Origin of the sequence: Mycobacterium haemophilum DSM 44634 (assembly GCF_000340435.2) — a bacterium.
Taxonomy (GTDB): Bacteria; Actinomycetota; Actinomycetes; order Mycobacteriales; family Mycobacteriaceae; genus Mycobacterium; species Mycobacterium haemophilum.
Window position 1 is genome coordinate 4,010,392 of record NZ_CP011883.2, and the last position, 15,401, is coordinate 4,025,792.

Genomic DNA, 15,401 nt, shown 5'->3' on the forward strand with positions numbered 1-15,401 from the left:
GCACCCCCTCGACAGCATCACGACATCGAGAATGCAATCCCGCGAACAGTTTTCATCTCGGCACGGCGCGCTAGGCCGACGCTGACGACGAGGGCAACAGGTTTTCCACATCTTGTTTGATCGCTGCTATGGCGTCGACCGGCGTGAGATCCTGGCCTCGGCTGTTCTGGCCAAGTTGCGGCCAGCCGGCGCCATTGGGTCCGCGCAGCTGGTCCCAGATATCGCGGACTTTTGACAGCAGTTCGGCTTGTTCGTCGTCAGTGAGCGCCATCAGCCAGCCTCCCATCGTTGTGACGCCGCAGGCGGCGGCGAACTGTCGCGCTGTCAGCCCGTCAGCAGAATTCATATCGCACCGGCCGAATGGTGGACATCCCTGCGGCAGATTAGGGCTATAACCCGTACCGTCGGTGTACTGATGCGCCACTTGTCCAGGCAGGTTCGGGTTAGACCCGTACCCGGCTCCGATGACACGCAGGCCAGATGGACGCACCCGCCACATGTTGGCGAAGTCGTAAGCGTTGGCATAACCAATGATTCGCGCGGGACTGCCCGCGTACTCGGCGAGGTTCCAGTACAACTGGTTGATCCAGCTCGACGCGTCGCCAGGTGGGTTTCCGCCCGATTCCACATCAAGCATCAGTGCGATCTGGGGATGCAATCCGCCGCCAGCATTGATCATCGAACGCACCGTATCGGCGTTGGCCGACCAATTCGGGCGCACATAGGTATAGACGATCCCGAAGGTCATTCGCCCACTGTCCAGTGCGGCGCGCATCCAGCCATAATTGGCGGCAAAGTTATGATCTTGATACGTGCCGTCGCAAACGCGGATCGAAAGCACCTGATACGGATACGAGTCATCCACGGGCACTTGATATTCGGATACGTCAGCGAACAAGGTGTCGGTCAAGTTGGCTCTTTCCGGGCGAACGCCTATCTGCCTGTTACCCGCTGTTAACTATGCCCTAGTTCCGACTGAACAGCAGGATTTTCCTCAAAGGTCGAAGCGGGAAACCCAGTACGCCAGGGAACGCGCTCAGTATTGTCGCCGCTATGGCTAATCGACCCGCCCACGTTGCCGATGTGCGTCGGATTGCCTCGTCGATGCCGCACATTACCCGTTTGGAAGGGCCAAAGGGCAATGCCATTTATCAAGTGGGCGGAAAGTCGTTCGTATTCTTCCGCACCCCCCAGCCCGACGCGACCGATCCCGATACCGGCGAACGCTACACCGACGTCATCATGATTTGGGTGGAGTCGGAGAGCGACAAGCTGGCGCTGATCCAGGACCCGGCTTCACCGTTCTTCAGCACAGACCACTTCGATGGACATCCTTCGGTACTGGTGCGGGCCAGCCGACTGTCGGAAATCAGCATCACCGAGTTAACCGAGTTGATTCAGGACGCGTGGCTGTCCCGAGCATCGAAGAAGCGCGCCGCGGCATGGTTCGCCGCCCAACAGTCAGTAACGCCGGCCGACGTCGAGCCCCGCCAGAACGGTACTTAACGTCGCTCGACATCCCTGCGACCCGCACCGAATGTGAAGGTGGCGACGCGACACGCCGTGATGCCGTCGCCGGATTCACACTCGGTGGCCGGTGTGTCCCGTCGCGGTCAGGCGCGACGATTCCACAGCGCACACAAAGGAACGCCATAGCATCGACTCATTCGCACACCGATACTGGAACCTGTGACGCATTCCCGAACCGCGGTTGAGCGTGTTGTCATGTGCCGTGCCGATGGCAACCCAATCACCGTGCTGGTTGTTGACGATGAAGCTGTCCTCGCCGAGATGGTGTCGATGGCGTTGCGGTACGAGGGCTGGAACATTGTCACCGCCGGCGATGGATCATCGGCGGTCGTGGCGGCCCGCGCGCAGCGACCCGATGTGGTTGTTCTAGACGTAATGCTGCCCGATATGAGCGGGCTCGACGTGCTGCACAAATTGCGCGAAGACAACCCGCGGCTGCCGGTGCTATTGCTGACGGCCAAGGACGCGGTGGAAGACCGCATCGCTGGGCTAACCGCAGGTGGCGACGACTATGTCACCAAACCGTTCAGCATCGAGGAGGTAGTGCTGCGGTTACGGGCGCTGCTGCGGCGCACCGGGGTGACGACGGTAGACAGCGGTGCGCAGCTGGTGGTCGGCGACTTGGTGTTGGATGAGGACAGTCACGAGGTAATGCGCGCTGGCGAACCAATCTCGTTGACCTCCACCGAGTTCGAGCTGTTGCGGTTCATGATGCGCAACGCCAAGCGAGTGCTGAGCAAGGCTCAGATCCTGGACCGGGTATGGAGCTACGATTTCGGCGGCCGCTCTAACATCGTCGAGCTTTACATTTCCTACCTACGCAAGAAGATTGACAGCGGTCGTGAGCCGATGATCCACACGCTGCGCGGCGCGGGTTATGTCCTCAAGCCAGCCCGCTAACGCTTGGCGGGCTTGGTCGCTTCGGCTGCGGCTGTTGGTCGGGCAGATCGTGGTGCTCGCCGTGGTGTGCGTGGGAATTATCGCTGCCACCGAACTAGCCCTGGGCCACCATCTGATGGCGCAGCTCGACAGCCAGCTCGGCGGAACCTCTTATCGCTCCGCGTTGATGTACCCCGAACCGAAGCGTCCGGGGTGGCGACGCGAGCATTCGTACTATCCGAGGCCAGGACCCGGTCCGAGGTTCCTCGATGCCCCGGGCCAGCCGGCCGGCATGGTGGCCGCGGTGATCAACAACGGCAAGACAGTCGATGCCGGCTACCTGACCAGCAGCGGTTCCCGCGCCGCATTGACCCCAGCCGCCCAGGCCCAGCTGGAACGGATCGCCGGCAGCCGCACGCCGGCGACTTTGGACCTCGACGATCTCGGTCGGTATCGCGTCGTCGCCGCTCCGAGCCGCAACGGAGGCGACGTCATCATCACCGGCCTGTCGATGGCAAGCGTTGACTCCACCATGCTTCGGATGTTGATCATCTTTGCAATCGTCACCGTGATCGCGCTGGCCGCCGCAATAACCGCCGGCATACTCATCATCAGACGGGCGCTGGCGCCGCTGCGACGCGTCGCCCAAACCGCGAGTCAGGTGGCCGATCTGCCGCTGGACCGCGGCGAGGTCGCGCTGCCGGTGCGGGTGCCCGAACCGGACGCAAACCCGCATACGGAGGTGGGTCAACTCGGATCGGCCCTCAACCGGATGCTCGACCACATCGCGGCCGCACTAGAGGCACGGCAGGCCAACGAAACCCGGGTGCGCCAGTTCGTCGCCGACGCCAGTCACGAATTGCGCACACCGTTGGCCGCGATCCGCGGCTATACCGAATTAGCACAACGGATGGGCCAGGGTGGTCGGGAGCAGGAGGCGGTCGCACACGCAATGAGTCGGGTGGCGTCCGAGACCGAGCGGATAACGCGCCTCGTCGAGGATCTACTGCTGCTGGCCCGGCTGGACTCCGGTCGCCCGCTAGAACGCGAACAGGTGGACCTGTCTCGACTGGCCGTTGACGCAGTCAGCGACGCACACGTGGCGGGACCGGATCACCAGTGGGAGCTCGACCTACCCGAAGAGCCAGTGGTTGTTCCGGGCGATGGGGCGCGGTTGCACCAAGTGGTGACCAACCTGCTTGCCAACGCCCGCATCCACACCGGTGCCGGCACCCTCATAACGACGCGGTTGACCACCGACCCCAGCCATAGCGTGCTGCAGGTGATCGACAACGGCCCCGGCATTCCGGTGACGCTTCAGTCGGAGGTGTTCGAGCGGTTCGCCCGCGGCGACTCCTCCCGCTCCCGCAAAGGCGGCAGCACCGGGTTGGGCCTGGCGATCGTGTCTGCGGTAGTCAAGGCGCACAACGGGACGATCACGGTGCACAGCTCACCCGGTCATACCGAGTTCACGGTGCGGTTGCCACTCAACGGGTGGCAACCGCCCGCCTGCTAGTTGTGGGTCACTGAGCTGGATTGCCCGGCTCTCCCCCGCAAGCGGGAGGTGCCCCCACAGCGGGCCGTCCCGGCCCGCATCGTCACCGGGCGCGTGGTTAGGAACAGGTCACGTCGATTTCGAACGGCTTGTTCACCGGCTGCATCGGGTTGGCCATGTCAACGCCGGTGGCGGTCCCGGTGATCTTGTAGCGATTGCCATCCTTGCTGGCCGAGGCCTTGCCCTGGCCGGTACCCGACGTGTATCCCAGCGTCACGCCGTTGACGTTGCCGAGCCCAACGGACTTCACCTCGGGAGGGTTGCCTTCGGTGAGCACGGCGGCGATGCCCGTCGCGGCCCCACCAATCGCGATGTTGACGGTCCCACCTGCAGTTGTGCATACGACCGAGCCGGTGATGTTTTGGTTCTTCCCGTCGATGATGACCGTCGGCCCACCGGCAGCAGCCGATGTGGCGCCTGCACTGGAGGTCCCGCTGCTGGTAGTTGACTTGTTGCTCGAACAGCCAGAAACACCCGCGACCAAAATCGCCGCTCCGGCTATCGCGACCGTCAGTCCACGCTTCACCTGTTCTCCTTTGCTCGATCTTTGCGGTCCATCGGCATTGAGGACCGTCTCGGCAGTATGCGGGTTAACACGACCGAACAAAAGACTTCCGCGAAAAATTATTTTGATAGCCCTTAGCTCGTCGCCTGATTCTTGCCCAGATAGGAGGGTTTACGCCGCTCTTTCCCGGACGGCCGGGTCAATGGCAAGGTATTGACGGTGGACCACAAACCGCCTACCGCAGTCATCGAGTCGTCCCACAGCGAACACACTTTGCCGTTCCACGACACCACGGATTTCGACAACGCCGATCGTGGATTCATTGCTGCTCTGTCTCCGTGCGTGATCAAAGGCGCCGACGGCCGCGTGGTGTGGGACAACGACGTGTACTCGTTCCTCGGCGGCCCGGCACCGACGTCGGTGCATCCCAGCCTCTGGCGGCAATCGACCCTAACCGCCAAACAAGGGCTGTTCGAAGTGGTTCCCGGTATCTATCAGGTCCGCGGCTTCGACATCTCGAACATCACCTTCGTCGAGGGCGACACGGGGATTATCGTCATCGATCCCCTGGTATCCACCGAGGTGGCCGCTGCGGCACTGGATTTGTACCGCACCCATCGCGGTGGTGACCGTCCCGTCGTCGCGGTTATCTACACCCACAGCCACGTCGACCATTTCGGCGGCGTGTTGGGCGTCACCTCGCAAGCGGACGTGGATGCCGGCACGGTAGCGGTGCTGGCGCCAGAAGGTTTCGTCGAGCATGCGGTGCAGGAGAACGTCTACGCGGGTCCGGCGATGACCCGGCGCGCGACCTACATGTATGGCACCCTGTTGGCCCGCGGACCCCAAGGCCAGGTGGGCTGCGGGCTGGGCCAGGCTCCGTCCACCGGCCAGGTCGCCGTCATCGTGCCGACCATCGACATCCGGACGACCGGTGAAACACACACCATCGACGGCGTGGCGATCGAGTTCCAGATGGCGCCCGGCACCGAGGCCCCCGCCGAGATGCATTTCTATTTCCCGCGGTTCCGTGCCCTGTGTATGGCCGAGAACGCCACCCACAACCTGCATAACCTGCTGACTCTGCGGGGCGCGCTGGTGCGCGATCCGCACGCCTGGGCGGGCTACCTCACCGAGGCGATTGACACCTTCGCCGACCGAACCGATGTGGTGTTCGCCTCGCACCATTGGCCTACCTGGGGCCGGAAGAACATCGTCGAGTTCATGTCACTGCAACGCGACATGTATGCGTATCTGCACGACCAGACGCTGCGACTGCTTAACCAGGGGTACACGGGTGTTGAGATCGCCGAAATGTTCCAAATGCCACCCGCACTGGAACAGGCCTGGCATACCCATGGCTACTACGGGTCGATCAGCCACAACGTGAAGGCGGTCTACCAGCGCTACATGGGTTGGTTCGATGGCAACCCGGCCCGGCTGTGGCCGCACCCCCCATCAGCAATCGGGCCCCGTTACGTCGATGCGATGGGCGGAATCAACCGGGTCGTCGAACTTGCCCAAGCAGCATTCGAGTCCGGCGACTTCCGTTGGGCAGCAACGCTGCTCGATCACGCGATGTTTACCGACAGCGAGCACGCCGCGGCCCGCGCACTGTACTCCGACACGTTGGAGCAGCTGGCCTACGGTGCGGAAAATGCGACATGGCGCAACTTTTTCATGAGTGGGGCAACCGAATTGCGCGACGGCAACTTCGGCACCGCCAGCACGACCGGATCAGTGTCAATGCTTAATCAGCTAACGCCCGAGCAAATCTTCGACAGCCTCGCCATCCGTGTCAACGGACCGCGTAGTTGGCATCTCAATATCGCCATCGATATCACTTTCGCAGATCTGGACACCAACTACCGGCTTACCTTACGCAACGGGGTCATCATTTACCGTCAAGTTACCGCTGAAGCCGTGACAGCGGCCGTTACAGTGAAGTTGGACAACAAGTTTCGACTGCTGACTATGGCGATGGGCGACTTTAGTTCGCCCGGGCTGGAACTGTCCGGAGACCGGGCCGCACTGCAGGCGGTGCTGAGTGTGCTCGACGAGCCGGACCCCAACTTCAACATCGTCACGCCGTAGCTCGCGTCCCATCACCGAGATTGCCGTGATGGTCGTCGCCCGATTGAAATCGCGACGAGATCAAGCCACCCAACGCTCAGACAACGTCGGATACTGTTAACCATTGTCTGCACACCCCGCTCTCAATGCAGAGAATGACATTCTCTGCTGGCGGGTCCGCCGGCGTTCGACAACCACGATGGGAAGAAACATGCAGGTGCTCTTGATCCGGCATGCGTTGCCGCTGCGCAGCGAACACGGCGACGGTTCCGACCCCGACCTGTCGAATGAGGCTTGGCGCAGGTCGCGCGCCTGCCCGCGGCGCTGGCCAGGTTTCCCATCACCCGGGTGGTGAGCAGCCGGAGGACACCGTTGCGGTGTTCAGCCATGGCGGGGTGATCAACGCGCTGCTGCACGAAATTCTGGGGACCGCCCGTCCGTTGTCTTTTCCCATCGACTACGCGTCGCTGACACGACTGTTGTATTCGCGGTCCGGTCAGGCAACGGTAGCGACGGTGAACGCAGCCGAACATGTGTGGGATCTGTTGCCCAGAAATCAGCGGTGGTGAACCCGGCCGACACCAGCGGTGGTAGACAAGTTCGAGTGACAACAGCTGACCGACTCGAAGGGCTCGACCTGGCCGCGTTGGACGGGTATCTGCGTTCGTTCGGCATCGAACGCGCTGGCGAATTGCGGGCGGACTTTATCTCCGGTGGCCGCTCCAATCTGACGTTCCGAGTCTACGACGACAAAACGAACTGGCTGGTGCGGCGCCCACCTCTGCATGGGTTGACGCCGTCAGCGCACGATATGGCCCGCGAGTACCGGGTGGTCGCCGCGCTGCAGGACACGCCAGTTCCGGTGGCCCGCACCATCGCCCTGTGTCAGGACGACTCGGTGCTGGGCGCACCGTTTCAGATCGTCGAATTCGTTGCCGGGCAAGTGGTGCGGCGGCGCGCCCAACTCGAAGCGTTAGGCAGCCGTCTCGTTATCGACGGTTGCGTGGACGCATTGATCCGAGTACTCGTCGACTTGCACAGCGTCGACCCAAACGCGGTGGGACTGGGCGATTTCGGCAAACCCAGCGGATACCTTGAACGCCAGGTGCGCCGATGGGGTTCGCAATGGGGCCTGGTACGGCTGCCCGACGACCACCGCGACGCCGACGTCGATCGACTGCATTCCGGTCTGCGCCAAGCTATTCCGCAGCAGAGCCGCACCTCTATCGTGCACGGTGACTACCGGATCGACAACACCATCTTGGACGATGACAACCCGACACGGGTCCGCGCCGTGGTGGACTGGGAACTGTCGACCCTAGGGGACCCGCTCAGCGATGCGGCGTTGATGTGCGTGTACCGCGACCCCGCGCTGGACCTGATCGTCAACACGCAAGCCGCCTGGACATCGCCGCTGCTACCAACGGCCGACGAACTTGCAGATCGGTACTCGCTGGTTGCTGGCTTGCCGCTAGCGCATTGGGAGTTCTACATGGCGCTGGCTTATTTCAAGCTCGCCATCATCGCCGCGGGCATCGATTTTCGCAGACGTATGTCGGAGCAAGCACACGGAAAAGACGAAACGTTTGACGACACGCCTGACGTCGTGGCGCCGTTGATTTCCCGAGGGCTGGCGGAGCTCGCCAAGCTGAGCATGTAGTCGGCGGCTTCGGAACTCATCACCGATGAGCCGCCGCGTGATGCTTCTTGACCGTGCGGCGCAACTGAAGGATCCGCGCGGTGCCGACCGCCACTGTTAGCAGCCCACCACCCACGGCCGCCAGCATGATGGCCACCCCCAGGGGCAGGCTCCAGTGCCAGCCGAAGAAGGTAAACGGTGTAGACGTGGTGTTTTGGGCGATGAAAATCAGCAGCAGGATCAGGATCAGGAAGCCGGCAATCAATGCCGACCACAAGGCGCCCGCGCGGGTGACTGGGACAGCCCGTTCCCCAGGTGTCGGGCCGGCAGCGGGCGCCGGCACTGGCTGACTCGACGAGCCAGAAGGATTGCTGGTCATAGCTGCCATCTTGGTCTCATCCCGGGCAGAATGGAACCAAACCACGCGGGAAACCTGCCAGTGCGCACGCAGATGCAGCAGCGCCACATCGTTTCTGACGTTAGTGTCGGCGGTATGAGGATGCCGCGGCGCGTGCGTGATGCGAGATTGCCCGCGGCAGCGTGGCTCGTCACCGTGTGCCTGGTGGCCGCTTGCAGCAATTCCGATCCGCTCGGGGCGCAGACCCGCAGCGTGACATCCATCGTGGTCGGTTCCGGTGACTTCCCGGAATCTGAGATCGTCGCCGAAATCTATGCACAGGCGTTGCAGGCCAACGGCTTCGACATCGGGCGGCGGATGGGAATTGGCAGCCGCGAGACGTACATCCCGGCGCTCAAAGACCATTCCATCGACCTGGTGCCGGAGTACATCGGCAACCTGCTGCTGTATTTCCAACCTGACTCCACAGCGACCGTGCTCGACGCAGTCGAGTTGGAGCTCTATAAGCGGCTGCCCGGGGACCTGTCAATTCTGACGCCGGCACCGGCTTCTGACACCGACACGGTCACTGTCACCAATCAGACCGCCACCGCGTGGCACTTGAAAACGATCGCTAACTTGGCCACACATTCGCTGGATGTGAAGTTTGCCGCGCCGTCGGCCTTCCAAGTCCGACCGGCCGGGCTGCCCGGGCTGCGACAAAAGTACTCACTCGATATCAGCCCAGGCAACTTCGTGGCGACCAACGACGGCGGCGGTGCAGTGACCGTGCGCACCCTCGTGGAGGGGAGGGTGACCGCCGCCAACATTTTCAGTACATCGCCGGCCATCCCACAAAATCACCTGGTGGCACTCGAGGATCCAGAGCATAACTTCCTGGCCGGCAACATTGTGCCGCTGGTCAATTCGCAGAAAAAGTCGGACCGTCTCAAAGATGTACTGGACGCGGTTTCAGCCAAGCTAACCACTTCCGGCGTGGCCGCACTCAATGCCGCAGTGTCGGGCAATTCCGGTATTGATCCGGACCAGGCAGCACGGACTTGGGTGCGGGACAACGGCTTCAACCACACGCTGGGCCAATGATGTTTTGCAGAGGCTAGGAATAGGCAGTGATCTGCTTCGACAAAGTCAGCAAGTTATTCCGCGGCGGCACCACCGCCTTAGACCGGCTGACCTTGGAGGTCCCAAACGGCAAGTTAACGGTCTTCGTCGGCTCGTCCGGCAGCGGCAAGACCACGGCGCTGCGGATGATCAACCGGATGGTCGACCCGACTTCGGGAACCATAACTGTCGACGGCGCGAACGTGGCCGGTGTCGACCCGGTGAAGCTGCGTCTTTCAATGGGCTACGTCATCCAGAACGCGGGACTAATGCCCCATCAACGAGTGATCGACAACGTCGCGACGGTGCCGGTACTGCGGGGCCAGTCACGTCGGGCCGCTCGCAAAGCCGCCTACGAGGTGCTCGAACGGGTGGGCCTGGATCCCCGGCTGGGCGCTCGCTACCCGGGGCAGCTCTCCGGCGGTGAACAACAACGCATCGGGGTGGCACGCGCGCTGGCCGCTGATCCACCGATCCTGTTGATGGACGAGCCGTTCTCGGCCGTCGACCCCGTGGTTCGTTACGAGCTGCAGAACGAAATATTGCGTCTGCAAAGCGAATTGCGCAAAACCATTGTGTTCGTCACGCACGACATCGACGAGGCACTCAAGCTCGCCGACAAAGTAGCGGTGTTCGGGCGGGGCGGTGTGCTCCAGCAGTTCGACGAACCCGCTCGGCTGCTGTCGCGGCCGGCCAACGAATTTGTGACGAAGTTTATCGGACTCGGCCGTGGCTATCGGTGGTTGCAGCTCATCGACGCGGCTGGACTGCCACTGCACGGTATCGAGCGAATTTCTGCGAACGGCCTCGCCGATGCTGGAAGCACTCAACTTCTGGCCGGTTGGGTGCTAGTCGTCGACGACGAGGGCGCGCCGTTGGGCTGGATCGACGCCAACGGCCTGCGGCGGCACCGTGCCGGCGCGTCGCTGTCCGACAGCATCGGTGCCATCGGTTCGCTGTTCCATCCGGGCGGGAATCTAAGCCAGGCGCTGGATGCGGCGCTGTCCTCGCCGACATCGGTGGGCGTCGCGGTTAACGGCGAAGGCAACGTCATCGGCGGCGTATTGGCCACCGATGTGCTGGCCGCAGTCAAAGCCCGGCGCCGAGCCTGAACGGGGACTGCGCATGCACTATCTGCTTACCCATCTCGACGACGCGTGGGCGCTGGCGGTGGTGCACCTGCGGCTGTCGTTAGTCCCGGTGCTGCTCGGGCTGGTGATCGCGGTGCCCCTAGGGGTGCTAGTGCAGCGCGCGCCGATTCCTCGACGACTGACAACGGCAACCGCCAGCGTCGTGTTCACCATCCCGTCGCTGGCACTATTCGTCGCCTTGCCAATGATCATCGGAACCCGAATCCTCGACGAGGCCAACGTAATGGTTGCGCTGACCGCCTACACTGCGGCGCTGCTGGTGCGTGCGGTGCTCGAAGCACTGGACGCAGTGCCCGCTCAGGTGCGGGACGCTGCCACCGCCGTCGGCTACTCGCCAATCAGCCGGATGCTGAAAGTCGAGCTGCCGCTGTCTCTTCCGGTGTTGATCGCCGAGTTGCGCGTGGTCGTGGTGACCAATATTGCGATGGTCTCAGTGGGTTCGGTGATCGGCATCGGAAGTTTGGGTACTTGGTTCACCGCGGGCTATCAAACCAACAAGAGCGATCAGATCCTTGCCGGCATCATCGCGCTGTTCGTGCTTGCGATCGCTATCGACGCGCTCATCGATATCGCCGGCCGGTTAGTCACGCCCTGGGAGCGTGCTACGCGCACCGCCCGTCGGCGGCGCTCAGTGGTGGCCCCGATCGTGGGCGGCGCGCGATGAACTTTGTGGCACAGGCGGTGTCCTATCTGCTGACCGCCGACAACTGGACCGGTCCAGTCGGGCTGGCCGCGCGCACCTTGGAGCATTTGGAGTACACCGCGGTGGCGGTGGGGGCGTCGGCGCTACTCGCTGTCCCAATCGGGCTGCTTATCGGCCACACCGGCCGCGGCACCCTGCTGGTGGTGGGCACGGTCAACGGACTGCGCGCCCTACCGACGCTGGGAGTGCTGCTGCTGGGGGTGCTGCTGTTCGGTCTGGGCCCGGGCCCGCCGCTGGTCGCCCTGATGCTACTGGGCGTCCCGTCACTGCTCGCCGGGAGCTACGCGGGCGTCGCCAATGTCGACCCGACGGTGGTCGATGCCGCCCGCGCGATGGGCATGACGGAGGCCCAGGTGCTGCTGCGGGTCGAGGTACCTAACGCGCTGCCGCTGATGCTGGGCGGGCTGCGCAGCGCGACGCTGCAGGTCGTGGCCACCGCGACAGTGGCCGCCTACGCGAGCCTTGGCGGGTTAGGTGGTTATCTGATCGACGGGATCAAAATCCGCCAATTTCACCTCGCCCTGGTCGGTGCGCTGATGGTCGCCGCGTTGGCGCTGATCCTTGACGTACTACTAGCGTTGGCGGTGTGGGTGTCGGTGCCCGGCACCGGCCGACTACGTAAACGCATTGGTCGGCGAGAGCGCACACTTGCCGACAAGCGCGCCGCGGTGCGTGGACACGTTTTACGGTAGAGGAGTGAACCGTGCCGGCGACGATGCAGTGGGGGTACCTCCCAGCCGCGTAACGGCGAGGGGCCGAAGCGATGAGGAGGAGCGGCGCACATGACCGCAGCACCCTCTGATCCGACGCGGCCCCCCTGGCCGGCGATATTGACCTGGCGCGCACAGGATGTCTCGCGCATGGAATCGGTGCGAGTGCAGTTGTCCGGCAAGCGCATTAGGGCTAATGGCCGTATCGTCGCGGCGGCCACCGCAACCAACCCAGCGTTCGGCGCCTTCTACGAAGTGCAGACTGACGAGACCGGCGCCACCAAGCGGTTCGGGTTGACCGTCACGCTAGCCGAGCGGGAACGTCAGCTTGCTATCGCCCGGGACGAGGAAAACATGTGGTTGGTGACCGACCATCAGGGGCAAAAGCGCGGGGCATTTGAGGGCGCGCTCGACGTCGACGTGGTGTTTAGTCCGTTCTTCAACGCCCTGCCGATCCGCCGGCTCGGCCTACACGAACAGGCGGCCGCAATCACGTTGCCGATGGTCTATGTGCGGGTGCCGGAGATGTCGGTCGCAGCCGACACCGTGAGCTACACCAGCTCGGGACGCCTGGACGGAATCAAGTTGCGTTCACCGGTCGCGAACACCATCGTCAGCGTCGACGCCGACGGATTCATCGTGGACTATCCAGGCTTGGCAGAGCGGATCTGATCACCCCACCTGCCCGGCCCGCGGCCGCCAGTTCCTCGCGCCAATTCTCCGCGCCGATGACGACAGTGACGATATCGGAGCGCGGGAAACTGTCGTAACGCGTGCGCGCGGCGTGGCCCGCTTCGGCGAGTTCGGCCACCGAATTGTTGCAGGCCAGGGAGTCGCGGGCACGGCAGAGCAACTCGATGACCCGGTCGGCGGCCGGCAGCAGTTGGCCGGAGTTTCCCTCGCACATCGCACGCACCAGGTCCGGGGCGGTTCCGGCCACCCGGGTGGCGTCACGAAACGATCCTGCCGCCACCGCGAACGCCAGCGGAACCTCAGCGGCGGCGACGGCCAGCGCCTCAGCGAGCAGGTGCGGCAGATGCGAGATAACGGCCGCAGCGGCATCGTGCTCGTCGGATTTTGCCGGTACTACCAGCGCTCCGCAGTCCAACGCCAACGTCATCACCATCGACCACACCTCGGGGTCCACATGGTCGTCCACGCTGACCACCCAGGGAGCCCTGATGAACAACCCGCCATGCCCGGCGCCCCAACCCGATTGCGCGGTACCGGTCATCGGGTGACCACCGACGAAGCGGGCCAGCAGACCAGCCGAAGCAACCGAGTCCAGCACCGCGGTTTTGACGCTGGTGACATCAGTGAGCGGACAGTTAGGCGCCAATTCGCGAATGTGGGCGAGCATGGTCGGCAATGCCGGCATCGGTACGGCCAGCACGATCAACGCGTCGGTGTCCGCGGCACGAGCCAACGCGTCAGCGAGTTCGGTGGTGGCGTCAAAACCGTCGGAGCGGGCGCCCTGTGCGCCTTCCACTGAGCGGTTGTAGCCGAAGACCTCACGACCGGTCGCCGCCGTGGCCCGCATGATCGACCCGCCGATCAATCCCAGCCCAAGCACGCACACCGGTCGCCCCGCCGCAGTCCCAGCCACCATCCAAGGTTGGCACAGTTGGCGGGTCGCGGTGCCCTTAGGGGCCGTCGGTCACGAGTGGTCATCTGGTCAAGGGGCCCAGTCGGCGACTAGCGTAGGCGCCCATGGGAGCACAACGGGCGTCGGCGAAAGGCCCGGCGCCGGACACGCCGGACGGTTTCGGCGTTGCGGTGGTGCGAGAAGAGGGCCAGTGGCGCTGTTCTGCGATGGCCGCCAAGTCGCTGACGAGCCTGACGGCAGCCGAGACCGAACTGCGTGAGCTGCGGAGTGCGGGAGCAGTCTTTGGTCTCCTGGACGTCGACGACGAATTCTTTGTCATCCTGCGCCCGGCACCGTCCGGGACCAGGTTGCTGCTGTCGGACGCCACCGCTGCGCTGGACTACGACATCGCCGCCGAAGTTTTGGACAACTTAGACGCCGAAATCGATCCCGAGGACCTCGAAGATGCGGACCCCTTTGAGGAAGGCGACTTGGGATTGCTGTCCGATGTGGGGCTACCGGAGGCGGTGCTGGGGGTCATCCTCGATCAGACCGACCTGTACGCCGACGAGCAACTGGGCCGCATCGCCCGTGAGATGGGCTTCGCCGAGCAGCTGTCGGCGGTGATCGACCGCCTCGGTCGGTGACCGCAAGCGCGGCCGTGGCGATCGCAAGCGCGGCGAAGCCGGGCGCAGCGGGTCGCCACTAATGGCGACGCCGGGCGCAGCGTGACCACTGACGAAGATTTGATCCGTGCTGCACTGAGGGTCGCCGCGACGGCGGGGCCGCGCGATGTACCGATTGGGGCGGTGGTCCTCGGCGCCGATGGAACCGAACTCGCCCGGGCGGTAAATGCCCGTGAGGCCCTTGGTGATCCCACCGCGCACGCCGAGATCTTGGCAATGCGGACGGCGGCCGGTGTGCTCGGTGACGGGTGGCGGTTGGAGGGGACCACGCTGGCGGTCACCGTCGAACCGTGCACCATGTGCGCGGGTGCGCTGGTCCTGGCACGTATCGAGCGGCTGGTGTTCGGGGCCTGGGAACCCAAGACCGGAGCGGTCGGATCGCTGTGGGATGTGGTCCGCGACCGCCGGCTCAACCATCGCCCGGCAGTGCGCGGCGGAGTGCTTGCTCAGGAGTGCGCGGCACCACTGGAGGCATTCTTCGCCCGCCAGCGATTGGGGTGAGGGGCCGCTGGTTCGGTAAGCTGCTCGACGGTGGCGTGTCCGAGCGGCCTAAGGAGCACGCCTCGAAAGCGTGTGACGGCAAACACCGTCCGAGGGTTCAAATCCCTCCGCCACCGCCAAATTTTCTGCCGTATTTGTGCAGCTAGACAGCCCCTATCCGTTGACTTCTTGTAGCCGCCGGACCCGCCTTGGATCCCGTTTGGACACACTTTTCCGGTGGGCCGCGTCCAAAGCATTGCCAACCTTGTCCAGATCGGTATCGAACAGATCGGCATAGGTCCGCAAAGTGACTTGTGGATTGTCATGGCCGAGCATCCTGCCGACCGCCAGCACGTTCGCCCCGGCGCTGATGATCGCCGAGTACGTCGAGTGAATGGCCGCCGTATGACGTAGGTCGTGAGGGTGTTATCCGCGCCGGGTCTAGC

General features: G+C 63.7%; 16 protein-coding genes, 1 tRNA gene and 2 pseudogenes. 14 read left to right on the forward strand and 5 right to left on the reverse strand.

From position 1 onward, the window contains the following. Window positions 1–70: 70 nt before the first annotated feature. Window positions 71–910, reverse strand: a complete 840-nt coding sequence (locus tag B586_RS18745) for a glycoside hydrolase family 25 domain-containing protein (protein ID WP_054879145.1) — start codon at window positions 908–910, stop codon at window positions 71–73. A gap of 143 nt (window positions 911–1,053) precedes the next feature. Here B586_RS18745 and B586_RS18750 point away from each other — a divergent pair, with 143 nt between their 5' ends. From B586_RS18750 to B586_RS18760, 3 genes are all read left to right on the forward strand, one after another. Beyond that, window positions 1,054–1,506: an MmcQ/YjbR family DNA-binding protein gene (locus B586_RS18750; protein WP_054879144.1), complete on the forward strand. Its 453-nt coding sequence runs from the start codon at window positions 1,054–1,056 to the stop codon at window positions 1,504–1,506. Window positions 1,507–1,725: 219 nt separating this feature from the next. Further along, window positions 1,726–2,430: a response regulator transcription factor gene (locus tag B586_RS18755; RefSeq protein ID WP_047314888.1), complete on the forward strand. Its 705-nt coding sequence runs from the start codon at window positions 1,726–1,728 to the stop codon at window positions 2,428–2,430. Further along, a complete protein-coding gene (locus B586_RS18760; RefSeq protein WP_054879143.1) occupies window positions 2,408–3,925 on the forward strand; it encodes a sensor histidine kinase in 1,518 nt (505 codons plus the stop codon). The genes B586_RS18755 and B586_RS18760 overlap by 23 nt, the downstream gene beginning before the upstream one ends. A gap of 97 nt (window positions 3,926–4,022) precedes the next feature. On the opposite strand, the gene B586_RS18765 is transcribed toward B586_RS18760, so the two are convergent. Next, complete coding sequence (locus tag B586_RS18765; protein ID WP_047314855.1) at window positions 4,023–4,490, reverse strand: lipoprotein LpqH; 468 nt, start codon at window positions 4,488–4,490, stop codon at window positions 4,023–4,025. A 192-nt stretch (window positions 4,491–4,682) separates the two neighbouring features. Between B586_RS18765 and B586_RS18770 the strand changes: the two genes are divergently transcribed. The 3 genes and pseudogenes from B586_RS18770 to B586_RS18780 all read left to right on the forward strand — a co-directional run bounded on the left by B586_RS18770 (window position 4,683) and on the right by B586_RS18780 (window position 8,202). Beyond that, entirely contained in the window at window positions 4,683–6,563 is a 1,881-nt protein-coding gene (locus tag B586_RS18770; protein ID WP_168162562.1) for an alkyl/aryl-sulfatase, read from the forward strand. A 190-nt stretch (window positions 6,564–6,753) separates the two neighbouring features. Then, window positions 6,754–7,111, forward strand: a pseudogene (locus tag B586_RS18775) (histidine phosphatase family protein). A 35-nt stretch (window positions 7,112–7,146) separates the two neighbouring features. Beyond that, on the forward strand, window positions 7,147–8,202 hold the full coding sequence (locus B586_RS18780; RefSeq protein ID WP_054880814.1) for a phosphotransferase family protein: 1,056 nt from the start codon (window positions 7,147–7,149) through the stop codon (window positions 8,200–8,202). 19 nt (window positions 8,203–8,221) lie between these two features. Here B586_RS18780 and B586_RS18785 read toward each other — a convergent pair whose 3' ends face one another. Beyond that, a complete protein-coding gene (locus B586_RS18785) occupies window positions 8,222–8,560 on the reverse strand; it encodes a LapA family protein (RefSeq protein ID WP_047314886.1) in 339 nt (112 codons plus the stop codon). A gap of 114 nt (window positions 8,561–8,674) precedes the next feature. Between B586_RS18785 and B586_RS18790 the strand changes: the two genes are divergently transcribed. From B586_RS18790 to B586_RS18810, 5 genes are all read left to right on the forward strand, one after another. Next, on the forward strand, window positions 8,675–9,622 hold the full coding sequence (locus B586_RS18790) for an ABC transporter substrate-binding protein (protein WP_054879141.1): 948 nt from the start codon (window positions 8,675–8,677) through the stop codon (window positions 9,620–9,622). A 26-nt stretch (window positions 9,623–9,648) separates the two neighbouring features. Then, on the forward strand, window positions 9,649–10,752 hold the full coding sequence (locus tag B586_RS18795; protein WP_054879140.1) for an ABC transporter ATP-binding protein: 1,104 nt from the start codon (window positions 9,649–9,651) through the stop codon (window positions 10,750–10,752). A gap of 13 nt (window positions 10,753–10,765) precedes the next feature. Further along, entirely contained in the window at window positions 10,766–11,455 is a 690-nt protein-coding gene (locus B586_RS18800) for an ABC transporter permease (protein WP_054880813.1), read from the forward strand. Further along, window positions 11,452–12,186, forward strand: a complete 735-nt coding sequence (locus B586_RS18805; protein WP_054879139.1) for an ABC transporter permease — start codon at window positions 11,452–11,454, stop codon at window positions 12,184–12,186. The genes B586_RS18800 and B586_RS18805 overlap by 4 nt, the downstream gene beginning before the upstream one ends. Window positions 12,187–12,276: 90 nt before the next feature. Continuing rightward, window positions 12,277–12,876: a putative glycolipid-binding domain-containing protein gene (locus tag B586_RS18810; protein ID WP_054879138.1), complete on the forward strand. Its 600-nt coding sequence runs from the start codon at window positions 12,277–12,279 to the stop codon at window positions 12,874–12,876. On the opposite strand, the gene B586_RS18815 is transcribed toward B586_RS18810, so the two are convergent. After that, the gene (locus tag B586_RS18815; protein ID WP_047314849.1) at window positions 12,839–13,783 is read right to left on the reverse strand and encodes a prephenate dehydrogenase; all 945 of its coding nucleotides are present in this window, start codon (window positions 13,781–13,783) and stop codon (window positions 12,839–12,841) included. The genes B586_RS18810 and B586_RS18815 overlap by 38 nt on opposite strands. Before the next feature lie 131 nt (window positions 13,784–13,914). On the opposite strand from B586_RS18815, the gene B586_RS18820 reads away from it, so the two are divergent. The 3 genes from B586_RS18820 (at window position 13,915) to B586_RS18830 (ending at window position 15,095) form a co-directional block, all read left to right on the forward strand. Further along, a complete protein-coding gene (locus B586_RS18820; protein ID WP_047314848.1) occupies window positions 13,915–14,436 on the forward strand; it encodes a tRNA adenosine deaminase-associated protein in 522 nt (173 codons plus the stop codon). 81 nt (window positions 14,437–14,517) lie between these two features. Further along, on the forward strand, window positions 14,518–14,976 hold the full coding sequence (locus B586_RS18825) for a nucleoside deaminase (RefSeq protein WP_054879137.1): 459 nt from the start codon (window positions 14,518–14,520) through the stop codon (window positions 14,974–14,976). Between the two features lie 29 nt (window positions 14,977–15,005). Beyond that, window positions 15,006–15,095, forward strand: a tRNA-Ser gene (locus B586_RS18830). Window positions 15,096–15,129: 34 nt separating this feature from the next. On the opposite strand, the pseudogene B586_RS22945 reads toward B586_RS18830, so the two are convergent. Next, window positions 15,130–15,378: pseudogene (locus B586_RS22945) on the reverse strand (hypothetical protein); the annotation flags it as partial. Window positions 15,379–15,401 lie beyond the last annotated feature (23 nt).